Origin of the sequence: Streptomyces sp. NPDC046985 (assembly GCF_040644415.1) — a bacterium.
Taxonomy (GTDB): domain Bacteria; phylum Actinomycetota; class Actinomycetes; order Streptomycetales; family Streptomycetaceae; genus Streptomyces.
In genome coordinates, this window is sequence record NZ_JBEYWK010000002.1 from 40,258 (window position 1) to 56,280 (window position 16,023).

The following is a 16,023-nucleotide window of genomic DNA, read 5'->3' on the forward strand; positions in this document are numbered from 1 at the left end:
ACCGAGGGCCGCCGCCTGCGCGCGCAGACGGCGGCAATCTCGCGCGTCTGCGCGCATGCGCCGTTTGCAGCGGTGGGCTCGCGAAACCCCGATGTTGCAGATGAAGATGACCGGTAACTCGTAAATCTGCTCTCTGATCATCCTGCCGATCTCAGCAGCCCGCGGCCGCTGGCAACGCGCCGACGTCGATGATCTGATCGCCTCGGCCCGCCCCAATCAGCGACCGAACGAGAAGCATCACTCAGCCCGGAGAAGCCCCTGCTCAGCCAGTGTCGACCCTGCACGCGCGGGGATGGTCCTCCGCTGTGGATGTCGGTCGCGGCGCTGGTCAAGTCGACCCCGCACGCGCGGGGATGGTCCGCTTCCTCCCACCATGTACCTGGCGCGCCGCAGGTCGACCCCGCACGCGCGGGGATGGTCCGACCCGCGACGACGAGTGGATCCCCAGGACGCCGTCGACCCCGCAGGCGCGGGGATGCTCCCCGGTCGGGGTGCCGGTGACGAACACCTCGGCGGGTCGACCCCGCACGCGTGGGGATGGTCCTTGGTGCTACGCGTGTGTCGGCGGCCGCCCTTATGGGGCGTAACCCGAAGACGATCAAGCGGTATGTCGAGGCGCGTGTCAGCGGACGGAACCCGTTCGAGCGCGAGCCGCGGCCGAGGATGATCCCGGTCTGGGACTGCACCCTGGGCACCTTGGCAGCCTGGCTGGACATCACATTGCGGCGGATCGGCGGGGCCCCGACCTACGTGCTGACCGACAACGCGAAGACGGTCACCGTCGAGCACATCGCCGGGATCCCGGTCCGGCACCCGCAGATGGTCGCCGCGGGCCGGCACTACGGCTGCCAGGTCGTCAGTTGCGTTCCCTGCGATCCCGAGCCGAAGAGTGGAGCGGAGGCCACAGTCCGCATCGCGAAGGCCGACCTGGTCCCCACCGAGGCGAACCTGCTGCCCGCCTACGACACCTTCGCCGAGCCCGCGGACGCCTGCATGATCTGGGGCCGACACGCTGAACACGCGTCGGCACCGGGCGACTGGGCAGATCCCGGCGGACCGGCTCGTTATCGAACGCACTACCTCGCACGTCCCCCCGCTGGAGCCGTTGGATCGACCCGCACCGTGAGCTTCGACTCGGTGCGCTACTCGATCCCGCCTGGCTACACCGGCGCCAGGGTCTGGTGCCGAGGCGTCGGCTGGTGCCAGGGCTTCGCCGAGGAGCTGTCGATCACGGCCCGCACCAGCTCCGGTGACCTGTCGGAGATCTGGCGTCACCGGCTGTCCACAGCCGGCGTCCCACAGATCATTGATGCGCACTACCCCGATCACCCTAATGGCCGGTCGGTCCACCAGCCCAGGCTGCGACCGCGCTCGGAGGTGGAGATCGCGTTCGTGAGCATCGGCCCGGGAGCCGGGAGCCGGGAGCCGGCTGAAGGAGGCCGGACCTGTCGGGGCGTCCCGGATCCGCGCCAAGATGGCCCACGCCGTCGAGCTCGCCGCGGTCGGGGGCAGCGACCGGGTCGACCATGCCCTCGGGCTCGCGGCTGCGGCCGGGCGCTTCGCCAAGGGACGACCTGGTCTCCGTCCTGGAGCACATCGCGGCCAGCAAGCACGTCGGCCAAGTCGTCCGCGTGGACGAGGCCCACTCCGTCCGGAACGGCACCATCGCCTGGCGAGCCCTGGGCCGACAGCAGACGGCGGCCGGGGAGCCGAAGGCAGACTGACCGCAATCAGTCGCCGATGAACCACAGATACAGGTGCAGCCCGCGCTCGACGACCCGGCACAGCTCGCGAGCCTCACCGACCCAGTCACCGCCCAAGTCGACGGGAAGCCGATCGAGTTCGGACAGCAGCAGCGGCACCTGCCGCTGGTTGAAGACCGCATCCCCATACGGCGTCAGGGCCCAGAGCATCGGGAACTCCGCCGACTCCAGATCCGCGAAGGCGGCCGTCCACTCCACACTGGCTTCGGCGCGGGCCACGACGTTCCCGCTGTCGCCACGCACCGCCATATTGATCATCCGCCGAGCCTATCGGCGCCCACCGCGACCCACGAAGGAATTACCGGCCGTGACGTTTCCGCAGGCAGTGAACCCGCAGGTCAGTGCGGCCTCTCGGTGGTGCGCCCCCCGTAGGCGAGGGGCGCACCCACCGGTGTGGATCACACGTCGAAGTACAGCTCGAACTCGTGCGGGTGCGGGCGGAGCTGGAGGGGGGCGATCTCGTTGCTGCGCTTGAAGTCGATCCACGTCTCGATCAGGTCCGGCGTGAACACGTCGCCCTGGAGCAGGAACTCGTGGTCGCCCTCCAGGCGGTCGAGGACCGCGCCGAGGGAGGTCGGGACCTGCGCCACGTTGGCGTGCTCCTCGGGCGCCAGCTCGTAGAGGTCCTTGTCGATCGGCTCGGCCGGCTCGATCTTGTTCTTGATGCCGTCCAGGCCCGCGAGCAGCAGCGCCGAGAACGCCAGGTACGGGTTGCCGGAGGAGTCCGGGGCGCGGAACTCCACGCGCTTGGCCTTCGGGTTCGAGCCGGTGATCGGGATGCGCATCGCGGCCGAGCGGTTGCGCTGCGAGTACACCAGGTTGATCGGGGCCTCGAAGCCCGGGACCAGGCGGTGGTAGGAGTTCACCGTCGGGTTGGTGAACGCCAGCAGCGACGGGGCGTGCCGCAGGATGCCGCCGATGTAGTAGCGCGCGGTGTCCGACAGGCCCGCGTAACCGGCCTCGTCGTAGAACAGCGGGTCCCCGCCCGACCACAGCGACTGGTGCACGTGCATGCCCGAGCCGTTGTCGCCGAAAATCGGCTTCGGCATGAAGGTCGCCGTCTTGCCGTTGCGCCAGGCGACGTTCTTCACGATGTACTTGAAGAGCTGGAGGTCGTCGGCGGCGGCGAGCAGCGTGTTGAACTTGTAGTTGATCTCGGCCTGGCCCGCGGTGCCCACCTCGTGGTGCTGGCGCTCGACCTTCAGGCCGGCCCGGTCCAGCTCCAGGGAGATCTCGGCGCGCAGGTCGGCGAAGTGGTCGACCGGCGGCACCGGGAAGTAACCGCCCTTGTAGCGGACCTTGTACCCGCGGTTGTCCTCCAGCGCGCCGGTGTTCCACGCGCCGGCCTCGGAGTCGATGTGGTAGAACGACTCGTTCGCCGAGGTCTGGAAACGGACGCTGTCGAAGACGTAGAACTCGGCCTCGGGGCCGAAGTACGCGGTGTCGGCGATCCCGGTGGAGGCCAGGTACGCCTCGGCCTTCTTCGCCACGTTCCGCGGGTCGCGGGAGTACTGCTCGCCCGTGATCGGGTCGTGGATGAAGAAGTTGATGTTGAGGGTCTTGTCCCGGCGGAACGGGTCCACGCGCGAGGTGGACAGGTCCGCGCGCAGAGCCATGTCGGACTCGTGAATGGCCTGGAAGCCGCGGATCGAGGACCCGTCGAAGGCCAGCTCCTCGTCGGGGTCGAACGCCTCGACGGGCACCGTGAAGTGCTGCATGACGCCCGGCAGGTCGCAGAAGCGGACGTCGACGAACTTGACGTCCTCGTCCGCGATGAACTTCTTGGCCTCGTCGGCGTTCTGGAACATCCAGCTCCTCCTACTCCCGACCGTCCCGCCGGGGTGGTTGATCGTCCGTGCTGCCAGTGCGGTGGCACACGCTGCCTTGACCCTAGGGACGCGTGATTTCTCGGGCGTGACCCGTTTGTTTCACAGAAGTTAACCGGCCTGGGTGGGGTCACGTCCGCGGACACCCCGGCCGACCTCTCTCCTCCAGCCTCGCAGTACCGTGGTCATGTGGACAACAGGCAAGCAGTGGGGTCGTGGCTCTCCGGGCCGCGCGCGGCCATCGAGGACGCCGGCGGCGACCTCGGCTACCGGGGCGAGCGGCTGGGGCTCCCCGAGGAGGGGCCCGGATCGATCGCCCGTCCAGGCCGCCGACTGGGCGCCGTCGCCGTGGACTGGTGCCTGTGCATGATGATCGCATACGGTCTGATCACGCACGGTTACGGTCAGGCGACCGGCAACTGGGCGCTGCTCATCTTCTTCGTGCTCGGCGTCCTGACCGTCGGCACCCTCGGCTGCACGCCCGGCAAGCGCCTGCTCGGTCTGCGCGTGGTCGCCGTGCGCACCGGCCGGGTCCAGCCGCTGCGCGCCCTGCTGCGCACGGCCCTGCTGTGCCTGGCCCTGCCGGCCCTGATCTGGGACCGGGACGGCCGCGGCCTGCACGACCGGCTGGCGGGCACGGTGGAGGTCCGCCTCTAGGGCGGTCACCGCACCAGTGCGACCTGCGATCTCCCCGTACGACGGACGTACGGCTGTCCCGTACCGTACGACGAGGGGGCGCCCGGAGTGATCCGGGCGCCCCCTCGTCGTACGTACGGGGTCAGCGGGTCTTGCCGCCCCTCGGCATCCGCATGCCCTTGGGCATCGGGCCCTTCGGCAGCGGCATGTTGCTCATCAGGTCGCCCAGGGCGCGCAGCCGGTCGTTGGTGGCCGTCACCTGGGGGCCGGTCAGCACGCGCGGGAACTTCAGCATGGTCGTGCGCAGCTTCTTCAGCTCGACCTGGCCCTCGCCCTTGCCCACGATCACGTCGTGCACCGGGACGTCCGCCACCACGCGGTTCATCTTCCTCTTCTCGGCCGCGACCAGCGCCTTCGCCCGGTTCGGGTTGCCCTCGGCGACCAGCACGATGCCGGCCTTGCCGACCGCGCGGTGCACCACGTCCTGGGAGCGGTTCATCGCGACGGCGGGCGTCGTGGTCCAGCCGCGGCCGATGTTGTCCAGGACGGCCGCTGCGGCGCCCGGCTGGCCCTCCATCTGCCCGAAGGCGGCCCGCTCGGCGCGGCGCCCGAAGACGACCATGGTCGCGATCACGGCGAGCAGGATGCCCAGGATGCCCAGGTAGACCGGGTGGCCGATGAGGAAGCCGATCCCGAGGAGCACGCCGAAGGTGATGATGAAGACGCCCGCCAGTACCAGGCTGATCGTCGGATCAGCCTTCCGGGTCATCTTGAACGTCAGGGCGATCTGCTTCAGTCGCCCCGCATTGGCAGCCTCGGCTGCGGTTTCCTTCCTCGCCATGCCACGAAGTCTACGTGGCCCGGCGGGAGGCCGACGACGGCAGTGCCCGCAGGGGGCGGGGGAGGGCGGCGCGGCGCCGACGTGCCTGGTCAAACCGGTTCGGGACCGGGGGGTGAGTCGCGTCGGGCCCGGATCGGGAGCGGAATCTGGAGCCCGCGTCGGCGGAGCGAAATCAAGAACCCGCGTCGGTGGGGCGGGATCAGGAGCCCACGTCGGCGGACTGGTCGAGGAAGCGCTGAGCCTCGACGCGGTCCTTCGCGCGGCGGCGGTCCTCCAGGACGGAGGTCCAGGCGTTGCGCCGGGCGGTGCGCTGCCCGCTGCTCATCAGCAGCGACTCGACGGCGCGCAGGGCGTCGGTGAAGGACGGGATCGCGGTGGCGCGGACGGGCGCGGCCTGCATGGTGAAGGTCCCCCCTCGAGACGGGCTGCGGTGGTGTACGGGGTGTGATTCCAGGGTCACTGTTCGGTGTTACCAGGACGTGACCGGCCGGTCAAACGCCGGTGAAGCGGCGATTTCGCAGGCCGGCACGACGACGCGGCCCCGGCGTACGCCCTGATCTGGGGCGACGGCCGGGGCCGCGTCGAATCGGTCGCTACTCTTCGGTAGCGTCTTGTGCGGGAGTTCACACATATGCCACGCCTCGCTCGCCCCTGGTGGAGCGGCGGAGGGTGACGGTGGGTCAGGAGCGTCAGGGGAGAGTCAGGCCGGAGGAGAGTTCAGACGGCCTGGGCGGCGATGTAGGCGCCGCGCTTCTCGACGGCCATCTGGTACAGCCGCCCGGCGCGGTACGAGGACCGGACCAGCGGACCGGACATCACGCCGGAGAAGCCGAGCTGCTCGGCCTCCTCCTTCAGCTCGACGAACTCGTGCGGCTTCACCCAGCGCTCCACCGGGTGGTGGCGCACGCTGGGGCGCAGGTACTGCGTGACGGTGATCAGCTCGCAGCCCGCGTCGTGGAGCTGCCGCAGCGCCTCGCTCACCTCCTCGCGGGTCTCGCCCATGCCGAGGATGAGGTTGGACTTGGTGACCAGCCCGAAGTCGCGCGCCTCGGTGATGACCTTCAGCGAGCGCTCGTAGCGGAAGCCGGGGCGGATGCGCTTGAAGATGCGCGGCACCGTCTCGACGTTGTGCGCGAAGACCTCCGGGCGGGACTCGAAGACCTCGGCGAGCTGCTCGGGGACGGCGTTGAAGTCGGGGGCCAGCAGCTCGACCTTGGTCCGGCCGGCCTCGCGGCCGGCGGTCTGCCGGTGGATCTCGCGCACCGTCTCGGCGTACAGCCAGGCGCCGCCGTCCTCCAGGTCGTCGCGGGCGACGCCGGTGATGGTGGCGTAGTTCAGGTCCATGGTGACCACGGACTCGCCCACGCGGCGGGGCTCGTCGCGGTCCAGCGCCTCGGGCTTGCCGGTGTCGATCTGGCAGAAGTCGCAGCGCCGGGTGCACTGGTCGCCGCCGATGAGGAAGGTCGCCTCGCGGTCCTCCCAGCACTCGTAGATGTTGGGGCAGCCGGCTTCCTGGCAGACCGTGTGCAGGCCCTCGCTCTTCACGAGGTTCTGCATCTTCGTGTACTCGGGACCCATTTTCGCCCGGGTCTTGATCCACTCGGGCTTGCGCTCGATGGGGGTCTGGCTGTTGCGGACCTCCAGGCGCAGCATCTTGCGTCCGTCGGGTGCGACTGCGGACACGACCGGCTCCCTGTGACTTCGATTCTTCGGCGTACCCAGCGTACGCCCGTGCTTCCTGCGCCCCGCCTGTGAGGCCAACCTCAGAGACTCGGGGATCATTCCCGCCGTCGGGACGAGCGAGCGGTCGCCCGCGCGGCCCGGGTGGAGCCCGGGGCCGCGCGCGGCGGTCGGCTCCGGCTGTTCACGCCGTCCGGCGGTCGCCCGCGCGGGTCGGGCCTGGCCGATCGTGCCGTCAGGCGGTCGCCCATGCGGTCGGCCCCGGCTGTGCATGCCGTCCGGCGGTCGCCCGTGAGGTCGGCCCCGCCGCCCGTGCCGTCAGACCGCCTGTACTGTCGGACCGCCCGTGCTGTCAGGCGGTCGCCTTCTCGATCGTCCGCGGCCGGAGGTCCGCGTTCGCCAGGACGTCATCCAAGTGCCGCTCGACCGTCGGCAGCACCTCCTCGATCGGCACGTCGCGGCCCAGTTCGGACGCCAGCGAGGCGACGCCCGCGTCCCGGATGCCGCACGGGATGATCTTGTCGAACCACTTGTTGTCGGGGTTCACGTTCAGCGCGAAGCCGTGCATCGTGACGCCCTTGGCGACGCGGATGCCGATCGCCGCGATCTTGCGGTCCTCGCGGCGCTGGCCGGCGTTGGAGGGCGCGTACTCGGGGCCGTCGAGCCGGGGGTCGAACTCCTCGTCGGTCAACCGGGGGTCGAAGTCCAGCGCCAGGCCGCCGAGCGAGGGCCGCCGCTCGACCGGGTCGCCGAGCACCCAGACGCCGCTGCGGCCCTCGACCCGGGTGGTCTGGAGGCCGAAGTCCGCGCAGGTGCGGATCAGCGCCTCCTCCAGGCGCCGCACGTGCGCCACCACGTCCACCGGGCGGGGCAGCTTCTGGATCGGGTAGCCGACGAGCTGGCCAGGACCGTGCCAGGTGATCTTGCCGCCGCGGTCCACGTCGATCACGGGCGTGCCGTCCAGCGGGCGCTCGCTGTCCTGGGTGCGCCGCCCGGCGGTGTAGACCGGAGGGTGCTCCAGAAGCAGCACGGTGTCGGGGACCTCGTCGGCGAACCGGGCCGCGTGCACCCGGCGTTGCTCGTCCCAGGCCGCCTGGTACTCGACGGCCTCGGCGCCGAATCCCATGCGGACGAACCGCAGCTCACTCACGGCAAGCGCCTCCCTGAAGCTCGTAAGGCACGAAACATGCCCACGCCACTGTACGTCCGGCCGGCGGGCGTCAGTCGCGCGGGCGATCCTCACACGATCGGATGAAAGCTGGGCGGGGAACTCAGTCAGTCGCTCACTCTCCGCTACATTCACGCCGTTCACGAGGCCATCAGGGCTGCTCACCGGCGATTCCGGCGCCGTCCGGCCGCGAGGTCGCCCGAACGGCAGGAGAACGCACCGCAGATGACGGACCGACCCGCGCAGCGCACCCCCAACCGCCAGCTCGCCGCCCTCATCGCAGAAGCGGGGTTCTCCCACGCGGGTCTGGCCCGACGCGTGGACCAGCTCGGACTCGAGCACGGACTGGACCTCAGATACGACAAGACCTCGGTCACCCGCTGGCTGCGCGGGCAGCAGCCGCGCGGGGCCACGCCCGCCCTGATCGCCGAGGTGTTCACCCGGCGCCTCGGCCGCCGCCTGACCGCCCAGGACCTCGGCCTGGAGGCCTGCGCGCCCGTCTACGCCGGGCTGGAGTTCGCCGCGGCCCCCGAGGAGGCCGTCGACATCGTCAGCGGACTGTGGCGCAAGGACTGCGGCAGCCACGCCGAGCTGCGCAAGATCGCCTTCTCCCCGGCCGGGCTCGTGGTGCCCAGCCGGGACTGGCTGATCGGCCGCCCCGACGACCAGGTCGCCCGGGGCGAGCCGTTCGCCGGGCATGCGGCGCGGATCCCGGCGCAGGCCGCCGCGGCCGCCGCGGCGCCCGCGGACGTCCTCCCGCCCGTGCCGGGCGTGCCCCGCCAGCGCGGCCGGGGCGAACGGCCGCGGACCGAGCCGGAGGCCGGGCAGCCGGTCACCGCCGGGGACATCGCCGCGCTGCGCTCGGTCGGCGAGCTGTTCGGCGCCCTGGACGCCCTGTACGGCGGCGGCCACGCTCGCCAGGCCCTCGTGCGCTACCTGGAGCACGAGTGCGAGCCGATGCTGCGCGGCGTCTACGGCGAGCAGACCGGCCGCAGGCTGTTCGCGGCGGCGGCCGACCTCACCCGGCTGGCCGGCTGGACCTCCTACGACATCGCCGCGCACGGCATCGCCCAGCGCTACTTCGTCCAGGCGCTCCGGCTGTCCCAGGCCGCCGGGGACCGGCTCTACGGCGCCTTCGTGCTGGCCAGCATGAGCCGCCAGGCCGTCCACCTCGCCCATGGGCGGGAGGCGGTGCAGCTCGCGCGGGTGGCGCAGCAGGGACTCGGCGGCGCCGCGCCGCCCGCGATCCAGGCCCTGCTGCACGCGGCCGAGGCGCGCGGACACGCGGTGCTCGGGGAGACGCGCGCCTGCACGGCCTCCCTGTTGCGCGCCGAGCGCGCCCTGGAGGGCGCCCGGCCCGGCGACGAGGCGCCCGCCTGGGCCCGCCCCTTCGACGAGGGCCAGCTCGCCGACGAGTTCGGGCACTGTCACCGGGACCTGCGCCAGTACCGCGCCGCCGCGCAGCACGCCGAGCGCGCGCTGCACCTGCGCGCCCCGGCGTACGCCCGCAGCCGGCTGCTGTGCCGCGTCGTGCTGGCCACCGCCCGCCTCGGCCTCGGCGACCTGGACCAGGCGTGCCGGCTCGCCGCCGAGTCGGCGGCCCAGGCGGCCGAGATGCGCTCCGCCCGCGCACACGAGTATGTTCGGGATTTCGAACGCCGTCTGGAGCCCTACCAGGACGCGACCGCGGCACGCACCTACCGCGACCGGGTGGCCGCCCTGGGATGACGGACGGCCCCCCGGCATACGATCCCCGGAGCCCGGAGCCCGGAGCCCGGAGCCCGGAGCCCGCGTCCGCTCAGGCCGCCGCCGCTCTCGGGGCCGTCGGCGCCGGGTCGGCGCGGTGCAGGGAGCGGCCCGCGCCGAGGTCCGCCAGGATCGCGGTCGCGGCCCGCCGGGCCGAGCGCAGGGCGCCCTGGACGGTGCTGGTGTCGCGGTGGTCGCCGCACACGTACAGGCCCGCCAGCAGCCGCACCGGGCGCTGCGGGTCGTGCGGCGCCCGCATGGCGGGGACGGCCTCGGGCGTGCGGTGGACGGCGAGCGTCTCCCAGCGCGCGGTCGGGACGCCGTACAGGCGCGCGAGGTGGCGGCGGACCGCCGTGTCCACGTCGGCCGGGGGAGCGCCCAGGACCGTCGAGGAGACCAGGGCGCGGCCCGCCGGGGCGCGGGACGGGTCGACGCGGCTGACCACCGCCGTGTGCGCGACCGGCCCGCCGCGCTCGGAGTCGAGCAGCAGCGAGCCGCCCGTCGCGGGCGGCTCGTCCGTCGTGTGATGCACCACCGTCACCGGGTGGAAGTCCGGCACGCGCAGCCCGGGGAGCAGCGCGCCGGCGGTGCGCGCGCCGGTGGCGACCAGGACCGCGCGGCAGCGGATCTCGCCGTGTTCGGCAGTGGTCACGGAGGTGGTGGACACCCCGGTGACCCGGACGCCGGTGTGCACGGTTCCCGGCGGCAGGGCGGCGGCGAGCAGCTCCGGCAGCACCTGCGCCCCGCCCTCCGGCAGGCACAGCCGGCCGCGCGCGAAGGCGCGCAGCGCCAGGTCCGCGCAGCGGCTGGAGGTGGTGAGGCCCGGGTCGCACAGCAAGGCGGCCAGCAGCGGGCGCAGAAAGCCGTCGACGGTGCGGGCGGGCAGCCCGCGGGCCGCCAGCGCCTGACTCGCGGGCAGTTCGGGGCGGGCCAGGAGGCTTGGGGTCGGGGCGGCGGCGAGCCGGGCGAGGGCGGTGCGCAGCCTCAGGGGTGCGCCGATGCCGAGGGGCGCCGTGCGCTCGCCCGCTCCGGAGCGCGGGCGCGCCGGTACGGAGACGTCGGGGAAAGACGCGTCGGAGAAGGGGGCGTCGAGACGTGCCGCGGGGGCGAGGGCCGGAGGCCGTCCCGTACGGGACCGGGACGCGGCGGAGTGCCGTGGGGCGCTCGTGAGGGCGCGTACGGCGTGAAGTGCGCCCCGTGCGCTCCCCGCGCCCGCCGGGGCGCCCGCGCGGTGGCGCCGTCCCTCGCCGTGCAGCAGAACGCCGGGGGCGAAGGGGCGCAGGACGAGTGCGTCCAGCCCTGGGATCCGGCTCAGTTCGGGATAGGACGTGCACAGGAGCTGCCCGAACCGGTCGAGCCGGAAGCCGTCGACCTTCTCCGTCGACATGCGGCCGCCCACGTAAGGAGCGGCTTCCAGGACTGCGGTCGTTACTCCTGCGCTGGTCAGCTCATGCGCGGCGGAGAGCCCGGCGACCCCGGCTCCCACCACGACGACGTCCACCTGGTACGCGGGCTCAAGCACGTGCCCCTCCTCGAGGTTGCGCGACCGGTGGGGCGCCGATGCCCTCGACCGGTGTGAGGAATACCCGAGTTCGGCACGAGGGTAGGGTGCTGACCGGTCGGGCACAGTCGCGCATGAACAGGGCACGGTCGCATGACGGTCGCATACGGCCCTCAGAGGTGCGATGTGATCTTAAAAGATCTCAAACGGTCAGATGGGTTCGGACGTCCTCCCTTGCGGTCCTCCGCGCTCCTGCGCGGTCCTCTGTGCTCCTCCGCGGTTCTCCGCGGTCCGACGCGGCGTCAGAGCGCCGCCCGCACGGCGTCCTCGACGCGCGGGAACGCGAACGAGAACCCCGACGCCAGCAGCCGTTCGGGAACCACCCGCGCGCTGCCCAGCACGTCCCCGGCCATCTCCCCGAGCACGGCCCGCAGCACCGCCGCCGGCACCGGGAACGGCGCCGGCCGGTGCAGCACCCGGCTCATCGCCTCCGTCACCTCGCGGTTCGTCACGGGGTGCGGCGCGGTCAGGTTGACCGGCCCCGACAGGCTCTCGTCGTCGATGAGACGACGCAACGCCGCGACCTCGTCGTGCAGCGCGACGAACGACCAGTACTGCCGCCCGTCGCCCAGCCGCCCGCCCACCCCGGCCTTGAACAGCGGGAACATCCGCCCCCAGGCGCCCCCCTCACGGGAGACCACCAGGCCGGTGCGCGCGAACACCGTGCGGATGCCCGCCTCCTGCGCCGGCGCCGCCGCTTCCTCCCACTCCACGCACAGCCGGGCCAGGAAGCCGTCCCCGGGCGGCGCGTCCTCGTCGATCACCCGGTCGCCGGTGTCGCCGTAGTAGCCGATCGCGCTGCCGCCGACGTAGACCCGCGGGGGAGTGTCGAGTCCGGCGACGGCCTCGGCGAGCGCCGCCGTGCCGAGCACGCGCCCGTCCCGCAGCGTCTTCTTGTACGCGTCGGTCCAGCGGTGATCGCCCACTCCCGCGCCCGCAAGGTTGATCACGGCGTCGCACCCGGCGAGCCCGGCCGCGTCCACGTACTGCCCCTCCGGGTCCCAGCGGACCTCGTCGTCGGCGCGCGCCTCACGGCGCACCAGGCGCACCACCTCGTGGCCGTCGGCGACCAGGGACTTCACCAGGGCGCCGCCGATGAGACCGGACGCACCGGCCACCGCGACGCGCGAACGCTCCATGCCTTCCATGCGCCCATCCTGCCCGCTCCACCGCATCTGTACCGGCCACGCCCGCCCGTCCGCACACCGCCTGATGCGCCTGCCCCGGCCGCCGGTCCCGCCGGACCGCCCGCCGGTTCCGTCCGGACCGCCCGCCCGACGGGCCGCCCCGTTCCCGCCAAGCGGTCACGGCCGGTGGCCCGGCCGGGTGACCCGGGTCGGCCGGGCGGACCCCTCCGGGCCGGCCCCTGGGCGGTTCCGCGCCGGGTGGCTCGCGGGTGGCTCCGCGCCGTGTGGCTCCGCCTCGGGCGGCCCCGGGTGAAGCGCCTTCTGGGCGCCCCCTAGAGGGCGCTTCGCGCCGCGCCGCGCCGCGCCGAGCCGCGCCCGGTCCGGTCGCTCCGCGCCGTGCGCCCCCGAGGGTCCGGTCGCTCCGCGCCGCTGACCCTCGGGGGCGCTTCGGGTCGTGCCTACGGACTTGGGCCACCCTGCTCGCCGGACCGCCGGACCGCCGGACCGCCGGATCGGACGGGACTGATCCGGACCGGACCGGGTGCCGGGCGGCGGGTCCGGCGGTTCAGGAGGTGACCAGTGCGCCCGTGTCCACCGGGGTCGTGGCGGTGGCCGCTCGGCTCGCGTCCGTGGCGACCTCGGCGGCTGTCAGGGCGTAGCCCGTCCGGCTGTCGGAGGTGGAGCGGGCGAAGACCACGCCGTAGACCCGGCCGTCCGAGGTGAGCAGCGGGCCGCCGGAGTTGCCTGGGCGGACGGTGGAGCGGATCGAGTAGATCTCACGCGTCACCAGGCCGTCGTTGTAGATGTTCTGGCCCGTCGCCCGGAGCCGGTTCGCGACCGTCGCCGCCTGGAGGTTCAGGCCGCCGTCCTGCGGATAGCCCGCGACCACCGCCGCGTCGCCGCGCGCGGCGGTCCGGTCGAAGCGCAGGACCGGGGCGCTCAGCGCGGGCACGTACAGCACGGCCACGTCCCGCTGCGGATCGAACAGCACCACCCGGGCCGCGTACGCGGGCCCCGCGCCGCCGATCTGCACGCTCGGACGGTCGATGCCCGCCACCACGTGCGCGTTGGTCATCACGTGCCGGCGGGCGAAGACGAAGCCGCTGCCCTCGCGGCCCTGGTTGCCCGCCGCGCCCTCGATCTTCACGGTGCTGAACCGGGCGGCCTCCGTCGCACGGCGGGTCACGCTGTCGCCGGTGGGATCGGCGACCCCCGCCGTCGGCTCGTTCTCGAACGGGTTGAAGACCTGCGGGAAGCCCGCCTCGGTCAGCGCGGACGTGGCGCGCGAGAACCACGCCGGCGTGGTGTCCGGCATCGCGTTCTGCACGGCGCCCAGCAGCCGGGAGTCGCGGATCGCCGTCGTCACCAGGGCCGAGGACGACGCGCCCAGGACGCTCGCGGCCACCCAGGCCACGATGAGCACCGCCACCGCGTTGGCGGCGGCCCCGCCGATCCCGTCGGCCACGCGCAACGGCCCGCGGTTCAGCTCGTGCCGCAGCCGCAGGGCCACGCGCCCCGCCAGTTCGTGTCCCGCCACCGCCGGGACCAGCACGGTGAGCACGGCGGTGATCGTCGCCGTCCTCGTCCCGCGCGTAACGAGGTCCATCACCCACGGCAGCGCCCATACGCCGACGGCGGCGCCGCCCACGAACCCGGCCAGGGAGACGCAGCCGGCGACCAGGCCGCGCCGGTAACCGGACGCCGCGTAGCAGAGGATCACCAGCAACAGCACGAGGTCGAGCAGGTCCACGCATGCCGCCTTTCACCCGCCCCCCTGCGCGGGGGCGGGAACCCGTGATCAGTTACGCGCCCGCGGCCCGGCGAACCGGCGCCGCGCACGCGCACTTCCGAAAACGTCCCGGACCAGGACGATGGTTCCACCAGGTGGCACACCACACATCGCGGGCGGCCCGGATGGGGGTGACAGTGAGGTCATGCAGGGAGCGGACGACCAGGGAGCGGGCGACATGAGGCGGGCCGGGAACCGGCGGATACCGCGGGCGGCGCGCGGCGTCGGCGCGGCGGCGCACCGGAGCGCCCAGCGGTTGCGCCGGGCCCTGGTGACCTTGCTGTGCTGCCTGCCCGCTGCCGTCGCCGTCGCCGCGCTGCCGCTCGGCGCCCGTGGCGCGGAACGCGCCGTGCCCGCCTGGACGCGCGCCGAAGCGGACAGCCGGGCGGGCACGGTGCGCTCCGCGTCGGACCGGCCCCCCGCGCTCGACCAGGAGCGTCACACGCCCGACCGGCTTCCCGCGTCGGACCGGCCCTCCGTGCTTGACCAGCAGCCTCCCGCGTCCGGCCAGCGGCCTCCCGCGTTCGACCGGCCCCCGGCGTCCGATCGGCTTCTCCTGCCCGGCCCGGTGCACGGCGCGCTCGGGCCGATGTACGGCGCACCCCGCCCGCACCTCCTGCCGCGCTCGGCCTGGCTGGACGCCGCCGCGCGGCACACCCAGCCGGCGCCGCGCCACGACGACCTGCGGCACGACGACCTGCGGCAAGACGACCTGCGGCAAGACGACGTGCGGCACGACGACCGGTGCCGCCCCAACGTGCGGCACGACGACCGGCACCACCCCGACCTGCGCCGCCACGGCAAGAGCGCCGCCGTCTTCGGGCGCCGCACAAGCTCGCCCCGCGACTGAACCCGCCCCGGCGCCCCGCGCGAGCGGCTCCGCACCGACCGCCGCCGCGCGGCTCCGACGGTCCGCCTCCCGGCGTCCGCGACGCCTCCGCCCGCCGTCGGCGCCGGACCCGGCCGGGAGGGCGCCGGGGGCCCGCCGCCCCGCCCTCCCGACAGGGCGGGGGAGGCCGCCTGGGCCGTCACAGCTCCCGGAACCTGTTCCACAGTCCCGGATAGCGCTGGGCGAGCGCGCGGTCGTCCTCGAACTCCACCGGAGCGCCCTCCGGCTCGGCCGGGGCCGCCGCGATGCCGAGGTCGGGGGCGACGGCGCCGGTGAGCTGCTCGTACGCCTCGTCGGCCGCGTACCCCAGTTCCTCGCCGTCGCCGTCGATCTCCTCGTCGAAGTCGTTCAGGAGCCCGGCGAGCGAGTCCGGGTCGTGCAGGGCGCCCTCGTAGACCTCCCGGCCCTGGCCGATCAGCCAGCACCGGAAGAAGTCGAACGCGTCGTCGCTGGCCCCGTCCAGAAGCACCCACGCGGCGCCCCACAGGTCCCAGCGGTACGCGCGGTTGTAGCGGGCCTCGAAGTGACGGGCGAAGTCCAGGACCAGTTCCGGATCGAGTCCGAGCAGACGCTCCAAGAGCAGGTCTGCCTGCTCCTCGGGGTCCCCCTCGGCGGTCCTGCGCGTGTCGTCGATCAGCTCCCAGAACTCCGTCTCGTCCATCACGGGTCAAGCATCGGCCCTGGGACCGGGGCCCGCACGCGGAGTACGGCGGATCGTTACCAGCCGTACCGCGCGGCAGGACGCGCCGCGCCCCGCGCGAACCGCTCACGCGGCGTCCGCGCCGCCGACGTCTCCGCCTCCGGGCCGAGCGCGGTGAGCTGCGTGTGCGCGACCCCCTCGGATTCCACCGGCGGCGTCTACGTCACGCGTCCACGCGCGTCCGGGACGCCCGCGTCCGGGGCACCCGCGGCGGCCAGGGCCGTACGGGCCACCGCCGCAGAAAGCCCCAGAAAGCTCCAGAAAGCTCCAGAAGGCCCCACAGACCTCACGGCCGTA

The 16,023-nt window shown here is 73.4% G+C and carries 14 protein-coding genes and 1 pseudogene; 4 read left to right on the forward strand and 11 right to left on the reverse strand.

All coding sequences use genetic code 11. The annotated features are described in order from the left end of the window. Positions 1-1,526: 1,526 nt before the first annotated feature. Positions 1,527-1,724, forward strand: a complete 198-nt coding sequence (locus ABZ861_RS02795; protein WP_361622578.1) for a hypothetical protein — start codon at positions 1,527-1,529, stop codon at positions 1,722-1,724. A 6-nt stretch (positions 1,725-1,730) separates the two neighbouring features. On the opposite strand, the gene ABZ861_RS02800 is transcribed toward ABZ861_RS02795, so the two are convergent. Further along, a complete protein-coding gene (locus ABZ861_RS02800; RefSeq protein WP_361622580.1) occupies positions 1,731-2,021 on the reverse strand; it encodes a hypothetical protein in 291 nt (96 codons plus the stop codon). A gap of 140 nt (positions 2,022-2,161) precedes the next feature. Continuing rightward, on the reverse strand, positions 2,162-3,571 hold the full coding sequence (gene glnA / locus ABZ861_RS02805) for a type I glutamate--ammonia ligase (protein ID WP_361622583.1): 1,410 nt from the start codon (positions 3,569-3,571) through the stop codon (positions 2,162-2,164). 207 nt (positions 3,572-3,778) lie between these two features. On the opposite strand from glnA, the gene ABZ861_RS02810 reads away from it, so the two are divergent. Further along, positions 3,779-4,246: an RDD family protein gene (locus ABZ861_RS02810; protein WP_361622586.1), complete on the forward strand. Its 468-nt coding sequence runs from the start codon at positions 3,779-3,781 to the stop codon at positions 4,244-4,246. A gap of 121 nt (positions 4,247-4,367) precedes the next feature. Here ABZ861_RS02810 and ABZ861_RS02815 read toward each other — a convergent pair whose 3' ends face one another. The 4 genes from ABZ861_RS02815 to lipB all read right to left on the reverse strand — a co-directional run bounded on the left by ABZ861_RS02815 (position 4,368) and on the right by lipB (position 7,896). Then, positions 4,368-5,066, reverse strand: coding sequence for a DUF4191 domain-containing protein (locus ABZ861_RS02815; RefSeq protein WP_361622589.1), 699 nt, complete (start codon positions 5,064-5,066; stop codon positions 4,368-4,370). Positions 5,067-5,265: 199 nt separating this feature from the next. Continuing rightward, positions 5,266-5,466, reverse strand: a complete 201-nt coding sequence (locus ABZ861_RS02820; protein ID WP_361622592.1) for a hypothetical protein — start codon at positions 5,464-5,466, stop codon at positions 5,266-5,268. Between the two features lie 317 nt (positions 5,467-5,783). Next, positions 5,784-6,749 carry a lipoyl synthase gene (lipA, locus tag ABZ861_RS02825; protein ID WP_361622595.1) on the reverse strand — a complete coding sequence of 322 codons (966 nt, stop codon included), beginning with the start codon at positions 6,747-6,749 and terminating at the stop codon, positions 5,784-5,786. A 349-nt stretch (positions 6,750-7,098) separates the two neighbouring features. Further along, a complete protein-coding gene (gene lipB / locus ABZ861_RS02830; RefSeq protein ID WP_361622598.1) occupies positions 7,099-7,896 on the reverse strand; it encodes a lipoyl(octanoyl) transferase LipB in 798 nt (265 codons plus the stop codon). Positions 7,897-8,139: 243 nt separating this feature from the next. Between lipB and ABZ861_RS02835 the strand changes: the two genes are divergently transcribed. After that, a complete protein-coding gene (locus ABZ861_RS02835; protein ID WP_361622601.1) occupies positions 8,140-9,642 on the forward strand; it encodes a regulator in 1,503 nt (500 codons plus the stop codon). 70 nt (positions 9,643-9,712) lie between these two features. Here the strand turns inward: ABZ861_RS02835 and ABZ861_RS02840 are convergent, their stop codons facing one another. The 3 genes from ABZ861_RS02840 to ABZ861_RS02850 all read right to left on the reverse strand — a co-directional run bounded on the left by ABZ861_RS02840 (position 9,713) and on the right by ABZ861_RS02850 (position 14,098). After that, positions 9,713-11,182, reverse strand: a complete 1,470-nt coding sequence (locus tag ABZ861_RS02840; RefSeq protein WP_361622604.1) for an NAD(P)/FAD-dependent oxidoreductase — start codon at positions 11,180-11,182, stop codon at positions 9,713-9,715. Positions 11,183-11,463: 281 nt separating this feature from the next. Continuing rightward, entirely contained in the window at positions 11,464-12,360 is an 897-nt protein-coding gene (locus ABZ861_RS02845; RefSeq protein ID WP_361623574.1) for a TIGR01777 family oxidoreductase, read from the reverse strand. Positions 12,361-12,913: 553 nt separating this feature from the next. Beyond that, entirely contained in the window at positions 12,914-14,098 is a 1,185-nt protein-coding gene (locus ABZ861_RS02850; RefSeq protein ID WP_361622607.1) for a MarP family serine protease, read from the reverse strand. Between the two features lie 184 nt (positions 14,099-14,282). On the opposite strand from ABZ861_RS02850, the gene ABZ861_RS02855 reads away from it, so the two are divergent. After that, complete coding sequence (locus ABZ861_RS02855; RefSeq protein ID WP_361622610.1) at positions 14,283-14,987, forward strand: hypothetical protein; 705 nt, start codon at positions 14,283-14,285, stop codon at positions 14,985-14,987. Positions 14,988-15,165: 178 nt separating this feature from the next. On the opposite strand, the gene ABZ861_RS02860 is transcribed toward ABZ861_RS02855, so the two are convergent. Together ABZ861_RS02860 and ABZ861_RS02865 are read right to left on the reverse strand one after the other, a co-directional pair. Further along, complete coding sequence (locus ABZ861_RS02860) at positions 15,166-15,687, reverse strand: DUF4240 domain-containing protein (RefSeq protein WP_361623577.1); 522 nt, start codon at positions 15,685-15,687, stop codon at positions 15,166-15,168. Between the two features lie 56 nt (positions 15,688-15,743). Next, positions 15,744-15,899: pseudogene (locus ABZ861_RS02865) on the reverse strand (transcriptional regulator); the annotation flags it as partial. Positions 15,900-16,023: the final 124 nt, after the last annotated feature.